General features: G+C 63.3%; 21 protein-coding genes. 16 read left to right on the top strand and 5 right to left on the bottom strand.

Annotated elements, in window-relative coordinates:
* Positions 1-17 precede the first annotated feature (17 nt).
* The 3 genes from RPMA_RS21705 (at position 18) to RPMA_RS21695 (ending at position 2,394) form a co-directional block, all read left to right on the top strand.
* A complete protein-coding gene (locus tag RPMA_RS21705; RefSeq protein ID WP_211909722.1) occupies positions 18-797 on the top strand; it encodes an SDR family NAD(P)-dependent oxidoreductase in 780 nt (259 codons plus the stop codon).
* Positions 798-834: 37 nt separating this feature from the next.
* Complete coding sequence (locus RPMA_RS21700) at positions 835-2,034, top strand: ABC transporter substrate-binding protein (RefSeq protein ID WP_211909721.1); 1,200 nt, start codon at positions 835-837, stop codon at positions 2,032-2,034.
* A 72-nt stretch (positions 2,035-2,106) separates the two neighbouring features.
* The gene (locus RPMA_RS21695) at positions 2,107-2,394 is read left to right on the top strand and encodes a DUF1330 domain-containing protein (protein WP_211909720.1); all 288 of its coding nucleotides are present in this window, start codon (positions 2,107-2,109) and stop codon (positions 2,392-2,394) included.
* Between the two features lie 5 nt (positions 2,395-2,399).
* Here RPMA_RS21695 and RPMA_RS21690 read toward each other — a convergent pair whose 3' ends face one another.
* The 4 genes from RPMA_RS21690 to RPMA_RS21675 all read right to left on the bottom strand — a co-directional run bounded on the left by RPMA_RS21690 (position 2,400) and on the right by RPMA_RS21675 (position 6,653).
* A complete protein-coding gene (locus RPMA_RS21690) occupies positions 2,400-3,701 on the bottom strand; it encodes a PQQ-dependent sugar dehydrogenase (protein ID WP_211909719.1) in 1,302 nt (433 codons plus the stop codon).
* Positions 3,702-3,796: 95 nt separating this feature from the next.
* Positions 3,797-5,011, bottom strand: a complete 1,215-nt coding sequence (locus RPMA_RS21685; RefSeq protein ID WP_211909718.1) for an alpha/beta fold hydrolase — start codon at positions 5,009-5,011, stop codon at positions 3,797-3,799.
* 10 nt (positions 5,012-5,021) lie between these two features.
* Entirely contained in the window at positions 5,022-5,912 is an 891-nt protein-coding gene (locus tag RPMA_RS21680) for an NAD(P)-dependent oxidoreductase (RefSeq protein WP_211909717.1), read from the bottom strand.
* 57 nt (positions 5,913-5,969) lie between these two features.
* Positions 5,970-6,653, bottom strand: coding sequence for a GntR family transcriptional regulator (locus RPMA_RS21675; protein ID WP_211909716.1), 684 nt, complete (start codon positions 6,651-6,653; stop codon positions 5,970-5,972).
* A 110-nt stretch (positions 6,654-6,763) separates the two neighbouring features.
* On the opposite strand from RPMA_RS21675, the gene RPMA_RS21670 reads away from it, so the two are divergent.
* The 7 genes from RPMA_RS21670 to RPMA_RS21640 are packed head-to-tail and all read left to right on the top strand — an operon-like array spanning position 6,764 to position 12,011.
* On the top strand, positions 6,764-7,987 hold the full coding sequence (locus RPMA_RS21670; protein WP_211909715.1) for an ABC transporter substrate-binding protein: 1,224 nt from the start codon (positions 6,764-6,766) through the stop codon (positions 7,985-7,987).
* Between the two features lie 20 nt (positions 7,988-8,007).
* On the top strand, positions 8,008-8,868 hold the full coding sequence (locus tag RPMA_RS21665) for a branched-chain amino acid ABC transporter permease (protein WP_211909714.1): 861 nt from the start codon (positions 8,008-8,010) through the stop codon (positions 8,866-8,868).
* Positions 8,865-9,836, top strand: a complete 972-nt coding sequence (locus tag RPMA_RS21660) for a branched-chain amino acid ABC transporter permease (RefSeq protein WP_211909713.1) — start codon at positions 8,865-8,867, stop codon at positions 9,834-9,836. Before RPMA_RS21665 ends, RPMA_RS21660 begins: the two co-directional genes overlap by 4 nt.
* Positions 9,836-10,561 carry an ABC transporter ATP-binding protein gene (locus tag RPMA_RS21655; RefSeq protein WP_211909712.1) on the top strand — a complete coding sequence of 242 codons (726 nt, stop codon included), beginning with the start codon at positions 9,836-9,838 and terminating at the stop codon, positions 10,559-10,561. Before RPMA_RS21660 ends, RPMA_RS21655 begins: the two co-directional genes overlap by 1 nt.
* A complete protein-coding gene (locus RPMA_RS21650) occupies positions 10,558-11,280 on the top strand; it encodes an ABC transporter ATP-binding protein (protein WP_249225338.1) in 723 nt (240 codons plus the stop codon). The genes RPMA_RS21655 and RPMA_RS21650 overlap by 4 nt, the downstream gene beginning before the upstream one ends.
* A gap of 48 nt (positions 11,281-11,328) precedes the next feature.
* On the top strand, positions 11,329-11,733 hold the full coding sequence (locus tag RPMA_RS21645; protein WP_211909711.1) for a carboxymuconolactone decarboxylase family protein: 405 nt from the start codon (positions 11,329-11,331) through the stop codon (positions 11,731-11,733).
* A 32-nt stretch (positions 11,734-11,765) separates the two neighbouring features.
* Positions 11,766-12,011, top strand: a complete 246-nt coding sequence (locus tag RPMA_RS21640) for a DUF1272 domain-containing protein (RefSeq protein WP_211909710.1) — start codon at positions 11,766-11,768, stop codon at positions 12,009-12,011.
* Between the two features lie 44 nt (positions 12,012-12,055).
* Here RPMA_RS21640 and RPMA_RS21635 read toward each other — a convergent pair whose 3' ends face one another.
* Positions 12,056-13,480 carry an NAD-dependent succinate-semialdehyde dehydrogenase gene (locus RPMA_RS21635; RefSeq protein WP_211909709.1) on the bottom strand — a complete coding sequence of 475 codons (1,425 nt, stop codon included), beginning with the start codon at positions 13,478-13,480 and terminating at the stop codon, positions 12,056-12,058.
* Positions 13,481-13,749: 269 nt separating this feature from the next.
* On the opposite strand from RPMA_RS21635, the gene RPMA_RS21630 reads away from it, so the two are divergent.
* The 6 genes from RPMA_RS21630 to RPMA_RS21605 all read left to right on the top strand — a co-directional run bounded on the left by RPMA_RS21630 (position 13,750) and on the right by RPMA_RS21605 (position 18,922).
* A complete protein-coding gene (locus RPMA_RS21630; RefSeq protein ID WP_211909708.1) occupies positions 13,750-14,745 on the top strand; it encodes a Bug family tripartite tricarboxylate transporter substrate binding protein in 996 nt (331 codons plus the stop codon).
* Positions 14,732-15,127 (top strand): hypothetical protein, encoded by a 396-nt coding sequence (locus tag RPMA_RS21625; protein ID WP_211909707.1) that lies wholly within the window; start codon positions 14,732-14,734, stop codon positions 15,125-15,127. The genes RPMA_RS21630 and RPMA_RS21625 overlap by 14 nt, the downstream gene beginning before the upstream one ends.
* Positions 15,124-15,981: an alpha/beta fold hydrolase gene (locus tag RPMA_RS21620; protein ID WP_211909706.1), complete on the top strand. Its 858-nt coding sequence runs from the start codon at positions 15,124-15,126 to the stop codon at positions 15,979-15,981. The genes RPMA_RS21625 and RPMA_RS21620 overlap by 4 nt, the downstream gene beginning before the upstream one ends.
* Positions 15,982-15,994: 13 nt before the next feature.
* Complete coding sequence (locus tag RPMA_RS21615) at positions 15,995-17,200, top strand: ABC transporter substrate-binding protein (protein ID WP_211909705.1); 1,206 nt, start codon at positions 15,995-15,997, stop codon at positions 17,198-17,200.
* 77 nt (positions 17,201-17,277) lie between these two features.
* The gene (locus tag RPMA_RS21610) at positions 17,278-18,162 is read left to right on the top strand and encodes an NAD(P)-dependent oxidoreductase (protein ID WP_211909704.1); all 885 of its coding nucleotides are present in this window, start codon (positions 17,278-17,280) and stop codon (positions 18,160-18,162) included.
* A 10-nt stretch (positions 18,163-18,172) separates the two neighbouring features.
* Positions 18,173-18,922, top strand: a complete 750-nt coding sequence (locus RPMA_RS21605) for an IclR family transcriptional regulator (protein ID WP_211909703.1) — start codon at positions 18,173-18,175, stop codon at positions 18,920-18,922.
* Positions 18,923-18,949 lie beyond the last annotated feature (27 nt).

Here is an 18,949-nt window from a genome sequence, read left to right as displayed (position 1 = left end):
GGAAAGGCGCTCTACAGATGAGAATGAAGGACAAGTCGGGGCTGGTGACGGCGGCTGCATCCGGGATGGGACGGGCAGGAGCCATCCTGCTGGCACGCGAGGGCGCGAAGGTCTGCATCGTGGATCGTGATGCCGCAGGTGCCGAAGCCGTGGCCAAGGAAATCCGCGATGCCGGCGGCACCGCCTTCGCGATCGGCGCCGATCTGCGCGACAGCAAGGCCTCCACCGAGATCGTCGCGCGCACCGTCGCCGAATTCGGCGCGCTGGATTATCTCTGGAATCATCTCGGGCATCCCGGACCCGCAGCGGTGGAGGATCTCGACTGGCAGGATTTCGACATCGCCGTCGATCTCAACATCCGCTCGCAGCTTGCAACGACTATCGCCGCATTGCCGCATCTGCGCGCGCGTGGCGGCGGCTCCGTGCTGTTCACCGCATCAACGTCCGGCATGTCGGCGTCGCAGTTCAGCCCGGTCTATTCCGGCATGAAAGCTGGCGTGATCGGTCTCGTCCGTGGCCTCGCCAAGCGCTACGCCAAGGAAGGCATCCGCGTGAATGCTGTTTGCCCCGGACCGTTTGACACGCCGATGGCGCGCGATTTCGTCGATCGCAAGGATCAGCCCGCGACCAAGGGGCAGGACCGCGAGGCGTTGGTGCAGAAATTTGGGTCATCCACCGCAATGGGACGCGCTGGCCGGCCGGAAGAGGTCGGCTATGCCGCGCTGTTCCTGCTGTCGGACGAGGCGTCCTTCATCACCGGCGCGCATCTGCCGGTCGATGGCGGCCTGACCGCCTGACGAAAATATAACAACAACGACAAAAAGGGAGGACAAGATGATGTTGAAGGGAATGGTGGCCGGCCTGGTATTCGTGGCGGCGGTCGGCCATGCGCAGGCGCAGGATGGTCCGGTGAAGATCGGCGTGCTGACGGATATGTCGAGCTCGCTGAGCGATACCCAGGGCATGGGTTCGGTCGAGGGCGCGCGGCTGGCAATCGAGGACTTTGGCGGCACCGTGCTCGGCCGCAAGATCGAACTGGTGCATGCCGACCACCAGAACAAGGCGGATATCGGCGCCACCATCGCGCGCCGCTGGTTCGATACCGAGGATGTCAGGCTGATCGTCGATCTCGGCAATTCCTCCGTGGGCCTCGCGACCCAGGGCATCGCCAAGGACAAGGACCGCATCACCATCGCCACTGGTGCTGCGACGTCGGAGCTGACCGGCAAGGCCTGCTCGCCGAACAGCTTCCACTGGGGCTATGACAGCTATCAGTTCTCCGGCGCGGCGCCTGCGCAGATGGTGAAGGCCGGCCTCGATACCTGGTTCTTCGTCACCGCCGACTATGCGTTCGGTTATGCGCTCGAAAACGACACGCGCAAGGTGGTGGAAGCCGCCGGCGGCAAGGTTGTCGGCTCGGTGCGTCATCCGATCAACACGCAGGACTTCAGCTCCTTCTTGCTGCAGGCGCAGGGCTCTGGCGCGAAGGTGATCGCGATCGCGAGCGCGGTGGGCGATTTGCAGAATGCGTTGAAGCAGGGACAGGAATTCGCGATCTTCGGCAAGAAGCAAGTGCCATCCGCCATGGCGCTGCTGCTCGTCGATGTGAAGAGCGTCGGCCTGCAGGCGACCCAGGGGACCTCGATCAGCACCGTCTTCTATTGGGATCAGGACGATGCGACGCGCGAATTCGCCAAGCGCTTCCGCGCCCGCATGCAGCGCCCGCCGAGCGAGGCGCAGGCGATGAACTACAGCGGCGTGATGCACTATCTGAAGGCCGTGAAGGCTGCGGGCACCACCGAGACCCAGGCCGTTCTGAAGAAGATGAAGGAAACCCCGGTGGACGACCTGATGACCAAGCAGGCCAAGATCCGCGCCGATGGTCGCCTGATGCGCGACGTTCGCCTCGCCAAGGTGAAGTCGCCTGCTGAATCGAAGGCAGACTGGGATTTCTTCGAGATCGGCGCGACTGTGCCGGGCGAGCAGGCGTTCCGGCCCGCGGCGGATAGCGCTTGTCCGCTACTCGCCAAGTAATGCTCACTACGTAACACCCCCGCGCGTCCGCCGGCAAGGCGGGCGCGCTTCTTTCATGAAATGGAGTTCGTCATGCCCAAAGGCTATATCGTCGGCCGCATCGATATTCTCGACGCAGAGCGCTACGCCGCTTATGTCCCGCTCGCAACGGCGGCGATCGCGGCCTTTGGCGGCAAGGTGCTGTCGCGCGGTGGCCGCTTCGAGGCGCTAGAGGGTGACGCGCGTGCACGCAATGTGTTGATCGAGTTTCCGGATTTCGACGCGGCCTGCGCCTATTTCCATTCGCCCGGTTATGTCCAGGCCCGCGCGGCGCGCGCCGGTGCCGCGCATGTCGAGGTCGTGGCGGTGGAGGGCGTGTAAGGCGCTTATGCGCCTGTCACGCGCCAGATCACGTCGCCGACATCGTCGGCCACCAGCAGCGAATTGTCGGGGCCGATGGTGACGCCGACGGGGCGGCCATAGGAGACCTTCTCATCCGGTGCGAGGAAGCCGGTGAGAATGTCGCGCGGCGGGCCTGATGGCCGACCGTTCTCGAACGGGATGAACACCACGGCGTAGCCGGAGAGCTTGCTGCGATTCCACGAGCCGTGCTGGCCGATCACCATGCCGTCGCCGAAGCCGGGCAGCGTGCCCGCGGGCATCCAGCACAGGCCGAGCGATGCCGTGTGGCCGCCGAGCGCGTAATCCGGCTTGATGGCGGTCGCGACCAACGCCGGGTCCTGCGGCACACGGTCGTCCACGGTCTGGCCCCAGTAGCAATAGGGCCAGCCATAGAAGCCGCCATCCTTCACCGAGGTGAGATAGTCCGGCGGCGTCTCGTCGCCGATGCCGTCGCGCTCATTCACGACGGTCCATAGCGCCTGGGTGCTCGGCTCCCAGGCGAGGCCGACTGGATTGCGCAGGCCGGCCCCGAAGATGCGGTACTCGCCGGTGGCGATGTCGAGCTCATAAACGGCGGCGCGACCCTTCTCGACCTCCATGCCGCTTTCGGCGATGTTGGAGAGCGAGCCGACGCCGATATAGAGCTTTGTGCCATCAGGGCTCGGCAGGATGCTGCGGGTCCAGTGGCCGCCGGTGCCGAATGTCGTGAGCTTTTTGCCCGCTGCCGTGATGCTGTCGGCACCTTGTGTATACGGGAATGCGACGACGCCATCGACATTGCCGACATAGAAGGTGTCGCCCACCAGCGCCATGCCGAACGGCTGGTTGAGATTTTGCATGAAGGGCTGCTGCACTTCGGCGACGCCGTCGCCGTCACGGTCGCGCAAGAGGGTGATGCGGTTGGCGCTTTCGCCCAGTGCCTTGGCGCGGCGCATGGTGGCCTGCATGGCGTAGCTGAACAGGCTGCCGATACGGCTCGCCACCTGCGAGGACTCGGCGACCAGCACGTCGCCATTCGGCAGCACATTGATCCAGCGCGGATGTTCGAGGCCGGTGGCAAAGGCATTGACCTTGAGGCCATCAGCGACGGTGGGCAACTGGCCGGCATCCCAGCCGCGGGCAGTAGGCATTTTGAGCGTCGGGATCGCGCCTTGCGGCTTGGCTTCCGGAACAACGGGGGCGTTGCCCCAGGCCGGCGTCGGCGTCTCGCTCTGCGCGCGCCGCCATGCAACCGCACCCGCGCCGACCAGCGCGACCACGCGCGCGAACATGCTCATTACGCTCATCGTATTCCCCAAGTCACTTGGTCACGTCGCTCGGCCACGTCGACCGAAGCCGGCATGAGTATAGCGGAGATTGTTCCGCTGCGAAGCGCGCGGGATCAGGATGTCGCGTGCAATTTTGCGAAGATCGGCCGCAAATAGCGCAGCATTGCTGCTGGATGTTCTGTCATGGGAAAATGCCCGAGCTCGGGCATCTCGATCACTTCGGCGCCTTCGATCCAGCCGGCGAGCTGGTGCGCATCGTTCACGGTGGCCGAGAAATCGTAGTGGCCGATCAGGAGCGACACTGGAATGCTGCGGCCATCGATGCGCCTGGCGACTTCTTCGCCGTCGAATTCGTCCGAATAGAAAGCGAGGTCGCCGTCATAGATGCCCGGTGCGCCCTGTGAATAGATGAAGGCGGCGCGGCGACGCAGGTCCGCCGGACTTTGCGGGCCGAGCAGGCCGCGCACATAGGCGGCCGAATGCCAGCCGCCATTGACCTGGGCATGAGTGAGATAGGCATTGCGCCGGCCGCGCGGACGCAGCGGCGCTTCGAGCGCGATGACCGCCTTGATGAGATCAGGACGTTCGGCCGCCAGCACCATCGCGATGCCGGCGCCCATCGAGCAGCCCATCACGACGACGGGCTCGCCGATCACCTGTTCGATGAAGCTGACGCACCAGTCGAGATAGGTGGCCTGGTCGAGCGAATAGATGCTGCCGTCCCATCCCGTCGGCGGCATCGAGCGGCCGTGATACGGCATGTCGAAGCCGACGAAGCGCCAGTTCTTGCTCAGCTCGTCATCGCACATGATACCGTGAAATTGGCGGGTATCGGCGCCGGCCGTGTGCAGACACAGGACGGGTGTGCCAGTGCCTGCGGTCTCGCTGAACAGCTGCGCGACTTGGCCCGTTGCCGTCGTGACGCGATGATAGCTGCCACGCAGGCGCTGAAGGTCGGGCAGGGGCGTCGTCGTGTCATGCGCCGTGAGATTGGCGAAGATCGCCTCGAAACAGGCGCGCGCCTGCGCAATCCTCAACGCATCGCCGGTGATCTTGAAACGCGGGTTGCGTAGCTGGATCGATGAGAAGGAGTGATAGGTCGGCGGCGGAGGATCGGCGAGAACCAGTGCCCAGTCGTCGGCACTGGCCCATATGGCAATGTCGCCGGCGATGTCCGGCTGTGCCGGCGATGCATTGATGAAGAGGTCGTGCGACTGGTCATCGACATCGATGCGGACGCGCAGCGACAGGCCGGCCGTGAAGGCTTTCACCTCGGCCGTCGCCAGAGCGTCGTTCAGCCGTGCGACCAGCTGCGCGAAGACCGACATCGCGGCGACCTCACTTCTTGGCGGTGAGATAGCGGCCGATTTCGGTGTGGTCGGACGTGGGGCCGAGTTGCTGGAGCGCGGCGTTCCACATGGCCGTGATCTCGTCTGCGAGCGGCGCGGTGACGCCGATCTGATGCGCGAGTTCGTCGGCGGTCTGGATATCCTTGGCCATCAGCGCCAGCGCGAAGCCGGATGCATAGGTTTCCGAGATCATGAACTGCTTGAGCTTGTTCTCGGTCGAGTTGTTGCGCCCGGTGGAGGCGTTCAGCACATCGACCAGCGTGTCTGGCTCGATGCCGAATTTGCTGCCGATGGCGAGGGCTTCGGCAGCCGCAGCAAGACCGGCGGCGGAGACATAATTGTTGAGCGCCTTGGCGGCGTGGCCGGAGCCGAGCGGCCCGGTGCGGAAGACCGACTTGCCCATGGCGAGCAGGATCTGGTCGGCGCGATCGATCGTAGCATGTGCGCCGCCGGCCATGATCGCGAGCGTGCCATCGATGGCGCGTTTCACGCCGCCGGAAACGGGGGCGTCGATGAATTCGAGTCCGGCTGCGATTAGCTCTTCGCCGAGCGCGCGGGTGCCAAGCGGCGCCGACGAGCTCATGTCGATGACAACGGTGCCTTTGGCGAGTTTCGTCTTGATGCCTTCGATGGCCGCGCGAACGATCTTGCCGTCGGGCAGCAGCGTGACGATGGCGGCCGCGCCCGCAATGGCTTCATCGACGGTGGCAGCGGCGTAGCCGCCTTCCTGCGTGAATTTTGCGCGCGCCGCGTTGGAGAGATCGAAACCCGTTACCTGATAGCCCGCGCGCGTCATGCAGGCGGCCATCGGGCGGCCCATATTGCCGAGGCCGATGACGGTGACTTTCGCCGGAGGCGCGATGGCGGATGAACTGGACACTGGCGTTCCTCTGTCTTTGTTTGTTGTTGTCGGGCTCGCCGTTCGGGCAGCCCTGGATCAGGTTGCGTCGCTGCGTAGGGCTGCGAGGGCAATCGTCGCTGCGTTCTGGATATGCGTCACGCAGGCCTGCCCGGCGCCGTCTTCGTCGCCCTTCTCGATGGCCGTGAGAATGGCTTCGATCTCTTTCAGGCTGCGACCGATGCGATTGGCCTGCGTCATCGACGTCATGCGCAACACCGTGACGCGGTTCAGTAGCATCTTCAAGAAGCGCTCGACGAAGACATTGCCGCAGCCTTCGAGCAAGGCTGCATAGAACTCGGTCTTGGCGGCAAGAAGGTCGCTGCGATCTTCCTGTCCCGCCACTTTGCCCATGATCTCGAATTGCTTACGCAACCGCGCGATGATGGCCGGATCCCGCCGCCGCGCGCATTCGCGGCCGGCATAGGCTTCGAGCAGGGCCCGCAGTTCATAGAGCTGGGCAGCTTCATCCGCGGAGATGGTGCTGACCACCGGGCCGCGATGCGGGATCGTGGTGACGAGGCCCTCGGCCTCGAGCTGGCGCAATGCCTCGCGGATCGATGTGCGGCCAACGCCGGTCTGTTCGCACAGCTCTCGCTCGATCAGGCGCTGGCCCGGTTTGAACATGCCGCTGCCGATCGCCGAGCGGAGGCGGTCCTCCACAAGCTGACGCAGGCTGGTCGATTCCCGGGAAACATTGAGATTCGTGTCATTTTTGGCCATGCGTCAATTGACCGCCTATCAGACAATCTGTCAAGCAGCTTGACCGCTTGTCTGTTCTGTGTTCCCAATTGCGCAAGCCTCAAAGGCACCTCAATCTGGGAGAAGACGCCATGTCGAAGACCTCATCCACGCGTGGAGGCGTCAATCGCCGCACCGTTCTCGCCGGCACCGCTGCCCTCGTCGCAAGTCCTTGGGTGATTTCGTCCGCCCGTGCGCAGGCAAAGCAGGTCAATATCGGCGTGATCATGCCGCTGTCGGGCGCCAATGCGCAGTTCGGCATCAATTCGCGAAACGGCATCGAGCTGGTCGCGGATGAGATCAATGCGGCGGGCGGCATCAAGGCGCTGGGTGGCGCCAAGATCAATCTGATCGTCGCCGATTCCACCTCGACGCCGACGACGGCCGGCACGGTGGCGCAGCGCCTCATCACCCAGAACGATGTCACCGCGATCCTCGGCGCCTTCGCGTCGTCGCTGACCATCGCGATCTCAGAAGTCACCGAGCGCCGCGACATTCCGTTGCTGACCATGTCCTTCGCCGACCAGATCACCGGTCGCGGCTACAAGAACATCTTCCAAGTGGTCGCCAAGGCGTCGGCGCTGGGCAAGGCGCAACTCGATTACACTGTCGCGATCGCGCAGGCGGCGGGCGCCAAGATCGACAAGATCGCGATCATGTATGAAGACACCGCCTATGGCACCGCGCAGGCCAATGGTCTGCGCGCCGCAGCAAAGGCGGCCAATATCGACATCGCGATGGACGATGCCTATCCGCTCGGCATCACCGACACCACGCCGCTGATCAACAAGCTGCGTGCCTCCGGCGCGCAGGCGGTGTTCCCGGTGTCCTACCTCAACGACAGTCTGCTCCTGATCCGCACCATGCGGCAGCAGCGCATCACCATGCCGGCCATCGGCGGCGCGGCAGGCTATGTCATTCCGGACTTCGAGAAGGGGCTCGGCGAATTCGCCGAAGGCGTGCTCTCGATCGCGCCGGCGAATTACGATCTTGCACCGGAACTCACCGAGCGATTCCGCAAGCGTTTCGGCTACTTCATGGTGCATGAGGCCCTCGAACACGCCGTCGCGCTCGATGTGCTCGTACAGGCGATCGAGAAGGCGAAGTCGGCCAAGGCCGAGGACGTCACCATGGCGCTGCGCGGCGCGAAGTTCACCGGCGGCTGGACCAAGGCGATGACCGGTGGCGCCGTCGAATTCGACAGCACCGGCCTCAACATCCTCTCGGTGCCAGTCATGGTGCAGTGGCGCAAGAAAGAGCTCGTGACCGTCTGGCCCAAGGATGTTGCCAAGGGCACGGCCGAGTGGAAGTCCTGATCCGCTAGCGAAAGAGCATCGTGTCTTTTCTTCAAGCCATTCTTGACGGGCTGCTGGTTGGCGGCGTTTACGCCGTCATCTCCATCGGCCTCACCCTCGTCTACGGCGTGATGGGCATCGTGAACTTCGCTCAGGCGGAGTTCCTGATGATCGGCATGTTCGTGTCGTGGTTCGCCTGGGCCTATCTCGGTCTCGATCCCGTCCTGGCGGCGCCGCTGTCTTTTGCAGTGGCGTTCGCCCTGGGCTGGCTCGTTCAGGGCCAATTGATCGCGCGGATGTTGAAAGCGCCGTCGGCGGCGCAGATCTTCCTGACCGTCGGCCTCCTGATCGTGCTTGAAAACGGTGCGCTGCTCTCCTTCGGCTCGCAGTTCCGCTCTGTCACGACGTCCTATCAGACCATGTCGCTGTCACTCGGCGCGCTGTTCATCAGCGTGCCCTATCTGATCGCTTTCGGCATGTCGCTCGCTTGCGGCGTGGCGCTGTGGTGGTTCATGCGCACCAGCTGGTTCGGCCGCGCCATGCGGGCCACCGCCCAGAACCCCATGGCGGCGCAGTTGATGGGGATCGATACCGCGCTGATGTACAAGATGGCATTTGCGCTCGGCGTCGGGCTCACGGCCTTCGGCGGCGCGGTGATCCTGCCTTATGTCACGGTCTATCCCAGTGTCGGCGGCCAGTTCGTGGTGCTGATGTTCACCGTGGTCGTGCTCGGCGGTCTCGGCAGCGTGGCTGGCGCGGTGGTCGGTGGCCTGGCGGTCGGGGTCATTCAGGCGCTGTCGGCATTGTTCTTCCCGATCCAGCTGCAAAATCTGTTTCTGTTTCTCGTCTTCATTCTCGTGCTTGCCGTCAGGCCGCAGGGTCTCGTGGGAGCAAGCCGATGAAGCGCTGGATGCTCGTCGTTCTCGTCATTGTCGCTGCGGCGCTATTGCCGCTCGCGCTCAATCCGACCGGCTACTGGATTCGCGTGCTGACCTTCACGCTGCTGTTTGCTGCGATGGCGCAGGCGTGGAATCTGATCGGCGGTCTCGCCAACCAGACCTCGCTGGGTCACGCCGCCTTCTTCGGCATCGGCGCCTACACATCGACGATCCTCCTGCTCAAATTCGGCATCAGCCCGTGGATCGGCATGATCGCAGGCGGCGCGCTCGGTGGATTGGCCGCATTCATCATCGCCATTCCGACCATGCGCCTGCAGGGGCACTATTTCGCACTCGCGACGCTGGCATTTGGCGAGGTCATGCGCGTGATCGCCAATGTCTGGACACCGCTGACCGGCGGTCCGGGCGGCCTCTCGGTGCCGTTCGTGCCGCCGAGCTTCGCCGCCTATTCCTTCAAACAGCTCCTGCCTCACACCTATATCGCTCTGATCGCATTGATCATCGTGACCGTCATCTTCGAGGTGATCCGGCGTGGGGCGATGGGCTATCGGTTGCGCGCGATCAAGGAAAATCCGGCCGCGGCCGAGGTGATCGGGATCGATACCACCAAGGTGAAACTGCAGACCGCCGTGATCTCCGGCGTGCTGATGGCCATGCTGGGAACGCTTTACGCACAGGTCGCTGTGTTCTTCGATCCCGATACGGTGTTCAGCGCTGCTGCGATCTCCATCCGTGTTGCGCTGATCGCCATTCTGGGCGGCGTCGGCACGCCGATCGGCCCGATCCTTGGGGCGCTGTTCATCATCCCGGTCGAGGAGTTGATGAACGACCTGTTCTCCGCCGGCGCTGCCGGCCTGTCGCAGCTCATCTTCGGCGTCATCCTCATCGCCGTGATCCTGTGGCGTCCACGCGGTTTCATCACCGTGTTCGACGCCTTGATTGCGCGCCTGTCATCGCGAGGAGTACGCTGATGACCATCCTCGATGTCCGCGGCGTGTCGCGCCGCTTCGGTGGACTGCAAGCGCTGTCCGATGTGACCTTCTCCGTCCCGAAGGGGCAGATCGTCGGCCTGATCGGACCGAACGGTGCCGGCAAGACGACCTTCTTCAGCACGCTGGTGGGTCTGATCAAGCCTGATAGCGGCAGCATCAAGCTTGGCGATACCAGCGTGGTCGGGCTCAAGCCGCACAAGGTTGCGGCACTCGGCATGACGAAGACGTTTCAGAACGTCGCGTTGTTCGCCGAGAGTTCGGTGCTCGACAATGTGCTGACGGCGGGATTGCTGCGCCACGACGTGGCGACGGCACGCGAGCAGGCGATGATCTGTCTCGATCGTGTCGGGCTCAAATCTGTCGCGCACAAGCTGGCAGGAAACCTGTCATTTCCGGAGCGCGCACGTGTCGAATTGGCGCGCGCACTATGCACCGGCCCTAAAGTGCTGCTGCTCGATGAAGTGATGGCGGCGCTTAATCCGGTCGAGATGCAGGAGATCATGGATCTGATCCGTTCGCTGCGCGACGATGGGATCACGCTATTGGTGGTGGAGCATCACATGCGCGCCATCATGACGATTTGCGATCGCATCCTGGTGCTCAATTTCGGCCGCCTGCTTGCCGACGGCACGCCTCAGCAGGTGGCGAACGATCCCGTCGTGGTCGAGGCCTATCTTGGCCGCTCGATGGAGGCCAAGTCATGAATGCCGCTCAGCCACTGCTCGAGATCAAGGGCCTTCATGCCGGCTATGGCGAGATCGAGGTGCTGCACGCCATCGATCTGCAGGTCTTCGAGGGCGAGTTCGTCTGCATCATCGGCGCCAACACGGCCGGCAAGAGCACGATCTTGCGCGCGATTTCCCGCCTCGTCCCCCGTGTGTCCGGGACGCTGCGTTTTGCAGGCACCGATCTTGCGACCCGCGCGGCGCATGAGGTGCCGACACTCGGCATCGCGCATGTGCCGGAAGGCCGCCATGTCTTTCCGGACATGGGCGTCGAAGAAAATCTGATGCTCGGTGCATTCACCGCGCGTCATGCCGCCGATCTGCCGGAACGCATGGAGCGGATTTTCGAACTGTTCCCACGCCTGCGCGAGCGGCGTGGGCAATTGGCCGGGACATTGTCGGGCGGCGAGCAGCAGATGGTGGCCGTCGGCCGCGCGCTGATGCTGCAACCGAAGCTGTTGCTGCTCGATGAGCCGAGTCACGGTCTCGCCCCAAAAGTGGTCGAGGAAATGCACGACGCATTCACGAAAATCCACCGCAGCGGGACGTCCATCTTGCTGGTCGAGCAGAATGTCGGTCTGGCGCTCGATGTCGCCGCGCGCGGCTATGTGCTGGAGAGCGGCCGTATCAGCCTGCAGGGCAGTTCTGCAGAACTGAACGCCAATCCCGCAGTCCGTGCCGCCTATCTCGGTATATAACCAACACCGCAACGTCGAAGACGAAACGACAACAAAAAGGATCATCCTATGAGCTACAATCAGACGGTCACCCTCGGCGGCTTGTTCGACGCAGGTCTGGCGACGCGCCGCGAGGTGCTCGGCGCGGCCTATGTCGACAAGTCGATGCAGTCGACCAATGATTTCATGATGGCATTTCAGCACATCACCACGGAATGGTGCTGGGGTTATGCCTGGAATCGCCCGGGCCTCGACAAGAAGACCCGCAGCATGTTGAACCTCGCGATGCTCACCGCCTTGAACCGCTCGCCCGAGGTCAAGCTGCACACGCGCGGCGCCATCAACAATGGCGTGACGGTGGAAGAGATCAAGGAAGTGCTGCTGCACGCCACCGTCTATTGCGGTATTCCCGCCGGTCTCGATGCATTCAAGGCCGCGAATGAAGTGCTCAAGGAAATGGGCAAGGTCTCGTAACGAAGGGCCTCTAGCGACAAAGGGAGGGTGTGATGCCGCTTGCGATCAGACCGAATTGCGAATGCTGCGATCGTGATCTTCCCAATGGCGATCCGGCTGCGCGGATCTGCACCTTTGAGTGTACGTTCTGCGCAGACTGTGCTGACAATCGGCTCGGCGGCCGTTGTCCGAATTGCACCGGTGATCTGGTGCTGCGGCCGACGCGCCCCGCCGAGAAGCTGGCGCGCTTCCCGGTCTCGACCGAACGCGTGACGAAGCCGCACGCGGCCTGTCAGTGATGGCAAAGCACTCACGCGCAATCGCGTGAGTGCTTTGCGCTGTCTCAGCCAAATTTGTGCGAGACGTTCTTCGTCACGGTATAGCAGCCGAGACCTTCGATGCCGCCTTCGCGGCCATAACCGGAATCCTTCACGCCGCCGAACGGCGTCTCCGCCGTTGATGCTACGAAGTGGTTGATGGTGAGGTTACCGGTTTCCACATCGTTCGAAATCCGCTGCACGTTGTCAGCCGAATGCGTGAAGGCGTAGGCAGCGAGACCGAAGGGCAGGGCGTTCGCCTTGGCGATCGCTTCGTCCAGATTCTTCACCGGATTGACCAGCGCCAGCGGGCCGAATGGCTCTTCATTCATCGCCAGCGCATCGTCGGGCACATCGGCCAGTACGGTGAGCGGATAGAAATAGCCGCGATTGTTGATACGCTCGCCGCCGGCCAGCACGCGCGCGCCGCGCTTCCTTGCATCGCTCACCAGCCGCTCCATGGCATCGACCCGGCGCGGATTGGCCAATGGGCCAAGCTGCGTGGTCGGATCCATGCCATTGCCGATCTTCAGCGCTGCGGCGCCTTCCGCAAAGGTCTTTGCGAAGGTCTCAAAATTCTTCTCCTGCACGAAGAAGCGCGTCGGCGCGACGCAGACCTGGCCGGCATTGCGTGACTTGGTAGCGACCGACGCCTTTGCGGTGGCAACCGGATCGACATCGTCGCACACGATCACCGGGCCGTGGCCGCCGAGCTCCATGATCGCCGGTTTCATCGCCTGGCCCGCCATGGCGGCGAGATGCTTGCCCACCGGCACCGAGCCGGTGAAGGTGATCAGGCGGATCGCATCATGCGGCACCAGATAGCTGGAGATCTCGGCGGGGTCGCCGAACACCAGATTGAGCACGCCGCGGGGCAAGCCCGCATCATGAAAAGCGCGCACCAGCTGCAGCGCGCCGGCCGGGGTTTCTTCCGACGCTTTCAGGATGATCGAGCAGCCCGACGACAGTGCGCCGGCGACCTTGCGGCCGGGTGAGCTCATCGGAAAATTCCACGGCGAGAAGGCCGCGACCGGGCCGATCGGCTGGCGATACACCGTGTGCTGCAGACCGGGACCGGCGGGGATCACGCGGCCATACATGCGCATGCCTTCGGTCGCGTCCCATTCGATGATCTCGGCGCCGCGCAGGATTTCGAGTTTGGCCTGTTCGAGCGGCTTGCCCTGTTCGAGCGTCATGGCGACGGCCATCTCATCAACGCGCGCGCGGATCAGCGCGGCTGCCTTTAGGATGATCTGCGCGCGCGCATTCGGCGCCGTCTTGCGCCAGACCTGGAAGCCGCGCTGCGCCGCGTCCAGCGCATCGTCGAGATCGGCGCGGGTGGCATGCGGCACGGTGCCGATCACGCTTTCGTCCGCGGGATTGATGATCGGCGCGCCGGAGGCCCGGCGCCACTGTCCATCTACGTAAAGCTCGATCTCTGGATAGGCCATTTCGCAAGTCCACTTTCTTCGTCGCTGGAAGCGGTTGACTCCGCCTCGCTTGCGCGGCAATCAAACATATGTTCACATAATAGAACAAGCGTTCTGTCTAATAGAACGTTCTGGAATTGGATCAGATCGAAGATGCCGATGATCGAACGACGCGAGATGGCGATGACCGCAGCGGCTGATGCCGCGACGCGCGCCGTTTGCATGCTGATCGTCGCGTGTCGGATGCGCTGAACAACAAAGCTTCAAGAACAAGGGTTGGGAGCAGAGACATGAGTGGGCACAAGGCCGCGTGGTCCATCACACGCCGTGCAATCATCGCAGGTGTATTCGCCGCGAGCGCGATGACGTTGATGCCGGCACAGGCGCAGGACGCCTATCCGAGCAAGATGATCCGCCTGCTGGTGCCGTTCCCGGCGGGCAGCGCCACTGACGTGGAAGCGCGCTTTCTCGCCGAGAAGGTCGGTGCTGTGCTCGGCCAGAAGGTCCTCGTCGACAACAAGCCGGGCGCGAACGCGAATATTGGCGCAGCCGAAGTCGCGCGCGCGGCGGGCGATGGCTACACGCTATATCTCGCCACCAACTCCACCCATTCGGCCAATGTGCATCTCTACAACAAGATGCCGTTCGATCCCGTCGCCGACTTCACGCCGATCGCGCGCCTCACGCGCAATCCGCTTGTCATAGTGGTCAACAAGGATTTTCCCGCGAAGGACCTCAAGGAGTTCATCGCTTACGGCAAGGCCAATCCGGGCAAGCTGAGCTACGGCTCCGGCAACACGGGCAGCATGGCCGCGGCGCAGCTGGTGCGCTCGCTCGCCACCATCGATGCCGTGCGTATTTCCTATCCCGGCACGCCGCAGGCCATCACCGATCTGCTCGGCGGCCGTATCGAATTCGTCATCACCGACGTCGCGGTGACGCGTGAATTCATCAACAATGGCAGCCTGCGTGCCCTAGGTGTAACCACCGTGCAGCGCGTGTCGTCGCTGCCCAATGTGGCGCCGATGGCCGAGGTCGGCCTGCCCGGCTACGACTTCGCCGCCTGGAGCGGCCTGTTCGGCCCGAAGAATGTGCCTGCCGATGTGGTCGAAAAGCTCAACAAGGCGTTTCTGCAGGTGATGGCGACGGACGAGGCGAAGAAGTTCTTCGCCGATATCGGCCTCGAGCCGGACGTCTCGTCGCCCGCCGGCCTTGCCGAACACGTCACCAAGCAGACCGAGCTGTGGGGCAAGATCATCAAGGAGTCCGGCCTTGAAAAAATCTGATGCTATCAGCGCTGTCTTCGAACAGCTGCCGACGCTGCTGGAGCGCGACGTCGCATTGGTTCAGCGTGGCGGCTTTCTCGATGTCGATTGCCTGCTCGGCTCCACCGAGCAGAGCTATCACGTCGCCATCCGTGCCGGCCGCATCACCGACATGGTGCCGGCCCCGGTGCTGATGCGTTCGTCGATCTTTAGCTATCGCGCCACGCCGGAGGCATGGACCGCCTTCTGGCAGCCGATGCCGAAGGCCGGGTGGCATGATCTGCTCTCGCTCACCAAGCGCGGCGAGGCCACGCTCGAAGGCGACATCAAGCCGTTCATGACCCATCTGCAATTTTTCAAGGATCTGCTCGCTCTGCCGCGCAATGCCGGAGGTGCAGCATGACCGCTTATATCGAGCCGATGGTCGGTCGCTATGTGCATGTCGATATCGGTGGCACCATGCACCGGATCTATTTCGAGGAAGCCGGCCAGGGCATTCCGCTGGTGTGCCTGCACACCGCCGGTTCCGACAATCGCCAGTGGCGCTATCTGCTGGCTGATGAAGAGTTCACCAAGCACTACCGCATCATCGCCTTCGATCTGCCCTGGCATGGCAAGTCGAACCCGCCCGCCAATTGGGATGGCAGCGAGTATCAGCTCACCACCAAGCGCTACACCGAGACCATCCGCGCCTTCTGCAAGGCGCTCGATCTCGACAAGCCCGTGGTGATGGGCTGCTCCATCGGCGGCCGCATCGTGCTCAACCTTGCCATCGATCACGCCAGCGAATTCCGCGCGCTGATCGGTCTCGAAGCCGCTGATTTCCAGGCGCCGTGGTACGACACCGCCTGGCTCAACCGTGCCGACATCCATGGCGGTGAAGTCTGCGCCGCCTTGGTCTCCGGCCTCGTGGCGCCGCAGTCGCCGGCGGAAGCGCGGATGGAAACGCTGTGGGCCTACAAGCAGGGCGGCCCCGGCGTGTTCAAGGGCGATCTCTATTTCTATCGCGTCGATGGCGACCTGCGTGGCCGCACCGGTGCGATCGATACCACGACCTGTCCACTCTATCTGCTCACCGGCGAATACGATTTCTCGTGCTCGCCCGAGGACACCGTGCGCACGGCGTCTGGCATCGCGGGTGCGGAAGTGACGGTCATGGAAGCGCTCGGTCATTTTCCGATGAGCGAGAATCCTGCGCAGTTCCGGCGTTACATCGCGCCGGTGCTTGAGACGATCAAACAAAAACAGAGTTCCTGAGGAGGGGCATCAGATGACATCCTTGAAGACCGCATTCTATTTATCCGCCGCGCTCGTACTGTCGGCCCATGCCGCAAGCGCCGCCGACACCATCAAGATCGGCGTGCTGAACGATCAGTCCGGCGTGTTCGCCGACAATGGCGGCGTCGGCTCCGTCGCTGCGGCAAAACTCGCGGCTGAAGAATTCGGCGGCGAGATCAACGGCATGAAGATCGAAATCATCACCGCCGATCACCAGAACAAGCCGGACGTTGCCGCGGCCACTGCGCGCCGCTGGATCGACAATGAGAAGGTGGACATGATCGCCGACGGCGCAGCGTCGTCGGCCGGCTTCGCGATTCTCGAAGTCGCCAAGCAGAAGAACAAGATCTTCACCATTAGCGGCCCGGGCTCGTCGGACTTCACCGGCAAGGCCTGCTCGCCGATCTCGTTCCACTTCAATTATGACACCTACGCCCTGTCGAAGCTGACCTCGGAAGCCATCACCAAGGCCGGCGGCAACACCTGGTACTTCATCTCGGCCGATTACGCCTTCGGCCACGCTTTGCAGCGTGACGCGACCAAGTTCATCGAAGGCGCAGGCGGCAAGGTGATCGGCTCGTCCGCGCATCCTCTGGGGACCGCCGACATGGCCTCGTTCCTGCTGCAGGCGCAGGGCTCCAAGGCGAAGGTCGTCGGCCTCGCCACCTCGGGCGCCGACGTGCAGACCGCCATCAAGCAGGCCGGTGAATTCGGCATCGTCGAGAGCGGCCAGCAGCTTGCCGGTCTCCTCGTCTTCATCACCGACGTCAATGCGCTCGGCCTCAAGGCGACGCAGGGCCTGCAGGTGACGACGTCCTTCTACTGGGACCTCAACGAGCAGACCCGCGCCTGGTCCAAGCGTTACTTTGCGCTGACCAACAACAAGGTCCCGAGCATGGTGCAGGCCGGCGTCTATAGCGGCGTGCATCACTATCTCGCCGCTGTGAAGGCTGCGGGCACGAAGGATACGGACGCCGTCGCCAAGAAGATGCACGATCTGAAGGTCAACGACGCTTATAACAAGGACGTCACCGTGCGTCCGGATGGCCGCGTGCTGCACACCATGTATCTGGTGCAGGTGAAGAAGCCGGAAGAATCGAAGTACAAGTTCGATTACTACAAGGTCGTCACCACCTCGCCTGGCGAACAGGCCTTCCGCCCGATGAGCGAAGGCAACTGCCCGCTGGTCAAGGGCTGAGTCATCAAGAACCCGCGAACGCAGCCTGGCTGCGTTCGCCTCTGATCTCGATTTTTGGAATATAAGGGAATAGCGGCATGACGACTGCCATTGGATTCATCGGTCTTGGTGTGATGGGCGAGCCGATGTGCCGAAATCTCGCGAAAAAGTCGGGGGTGCCCGTCTATGGTTTCGACCGCGCAGACGCGCCGCTGGAGCGTCTGGCGGAAGCTGGCGTCAAGCGCGCTGCGACGCTCGCCGAACTCGCAAAACTCTGCGACGTGATCTTCATGGCGCTGCCGAGCGGCAAGCATGTGCAGGCCGTGTGCGAAGGCGATGACGGCTTGCTGGCTCAAGCTGATGCACGCCACACCATCGTTGACCTCGGCACCTCGCCGGTGGAAGCCAGCCGCGAGCTCGCCAAGAAATTCGCCGCCAAGGGCGCGCAGTTTGCGGACGCACCGATCGCGCGCACGCGGCAGGCGGCCGAAGACGGCACGCTCAGCGTCATGGTCGGCGCTTCCGCCGCAAACTACGCAAAGCTGCAGCCCTTGATCGCGACTTTTGCGTCCGACATCACCCATTGTGGCGATATCGGCGCCGGGCAGGTGGTGAAAATCCTCAACAATATGGTGCTGATGGAAACCGTGGTCGCGCTCAGCGAAGCGCTGGAAACGGCGAAGCGCGCCGGCCTCGATCCCAAGGTGGTGTTCGAGACGCTGGCCAAGGGCTCGGCGGACAGTTTTGCTTTGCGCAATCACGGCATGAAGGCGATGCTGCCGGGCACGTTCCCGGAGCGCGCGTTCTCCACCGAATATGCCCGCAAGGACATCTCCTACGCGCTCGATCTCGCCAAGTCGGTGAACATCCAGCTGCAGGGCGCGGAACTCGCGGACAAGGTTCTGGGCCAGGCGATTGACGCCGGTGACGGCGATCTCTACTGGCCGGTGATCGCACGCGTCCTCGAGAAATCGCGCACCTGATCGGACCACGATGAACAAGCCTGCACCGAAAACCAAGGCCGATTTGCCTGCCCGTGAGGGCGGCGAGGGAGTTGCCGCCGTCGAGCGGGCGCTGTCCATCGTCTCCGCGCTGGAACATGCCGACAAGCCGATGACGCTGGCCGAACTCGCTTTGCGCACCGGCTTCTACAAGAGCACGATCCTGCGCCTGCTCTCGTCTCTGATCCCGACCGGTTACGTCACCCGGCTGCCGGACGGGACCTATGATCTCGGTCCCACCGCCTTCCGTCTCGGCGTCGCCTTCACCCGCAAGAATGCGTTGGGCCACAATGTGGTCCCGGCGCTGCAGGAGCTGGTGGATCGCGGCACCGAGAGTGCGTCCTTCCATGTGCGGCAGGATACCGACAACCGCGTCTGCCTCTATCGCGTCAATTCGCGTCACGCGACGCTGGATCGCGTTGAGGCCGGCCACAGCTATGCGCTGCTGCGCGGCGCCGCCGGTCACATCATCCTGGCCTATGATGGCGCGACCGGCGATCGCTACGACGCCATCCGCGCCAACGGCAGCGATGTCTCGCTCGGCGAGCGTGATCCCTCCTGTGCGGCAGTCGCCGCGCCGGTGTTCGGCCCGCGCGGCATGCTGGTCGGTGTGATTTCGCTGTCCGGCCCGCGCGAACGGTTCGGCGCGGCAGAGATCGCGCAGATGAAGAGCGTGCTCGGCCCTGTCGCGCAAAAGCTCACCGAAAATCTCGGCGGCGAGTGGCCGGCATTTCAATCCTAGGAAAGACGTATCGATCGATGGCTTCGT

Source organism: Tardiphaga alba, from assembly GCF_018279705.1.
GTDB classification, from domain to species: domain Bacteria; phylum Pseudomonadota; class Alphaproteobacteria; order Rhizobiales; family Xanthobacteraceae; genus Tardiphaga; species Tardiphaga alba.
The sequence above is the reverse complement of the archived record's forward strand: the minus strand, read 5'-3'. Positions and strand labels throughout refer to the sequence as shown.